Source organism: Oleiphilus sp. HI0132 (genome assembly GCF_001635845.1).
The window spans coordinates 1-844 of the sequence record NZ_LWGJ01000139.1 but is presented as its reverse complement, the minus strand read 5'-3'; the positions used below and the strand labels follow the sequence as shown (position 1 = coordinate 844).

General features: G+C 40.4%; 1 protein-coding gene and 1 pseudogene. Both read right to left on the bottom strand.

What is annotated here, in order from left to right:
* Positions 1-476, bottom strand: a pseudogene (locus A3766_RS01825) (hypothetical protein); the annotation flags it as partial.
* Positions 477-844 (bottom strand): TonB C-terminal domain-containing protein (locus A3766_RS01820; protein WP_197479174.1); only part of this gene is annotated, 368 nt, incomplete at its 5' end. It lies immediately after the preceding pseudogene.

Below are 844 nucleotides of genomic sequence, written 5' to 3'. Positions count from 1 at the left end.
TCAAATGATGTCATCCAATCTTTTAAGCTAAACGGCTCGACTTTTTGATCTAGGCTTGCATGCCACAATTGACAGTGTTTAGCTGAATCAATCTTGCTAGCATCACTGCTATATGAGCTTAACTTCTTAGCCGCACTAGCAATTCCGGCTTTTTTCTCACCCACGAGATAGATATCACCACCTTGACACAACAGAGGCGTAACATAGGCCAAGATAAGGTCCAACTCTGCCTTTGCTTTTGGGATGTGAATGATCACCGCATCACAAGCCTCAAGACCTTCATTACCCAAACTAAATAAGACTTTGTTACCAAGAGAGTTTTTTAAAGACCGATATACTCGATAATCAAAGGTAATTACCTTTTCAGGATTTAAATACTCAAGAGGATCACCAGGGGGTGGACCAAAAATAATCAACTTTCTGCACTGGGAAAACTGTTCTGAATTGCGTTCAATAACCTTTGATCTTACGTGCATCTAATCACTCTCGTCTTTAATATGGGATTGATCCACTTCAAATGGCATTTTATCTCTCTCCAACTCAATGGAACTAAAGTGAAACCGTAAGTGGCTGTATCGCTCGGCGATAATCGTATTTTTTGGGACGTCAAAGCGCTTTACGGCTCGAATTGCACGAACAACCGAGTCATCCAAAGCAGGGAGACCACTCTGCAAGAAGATAAATACATCAACGACATTTCCGTATTCGTCCAGCTCTAGCTTTGCAACACCTCTATGCATTTGCCTACCTTTGTATGGATTATTCCATTTTTCGTTAACCTGCTTATTCATTCTTTCAAGAAATTTATTAACCATACGCAGTTCTTCACTTTCTTGTTCGCTAT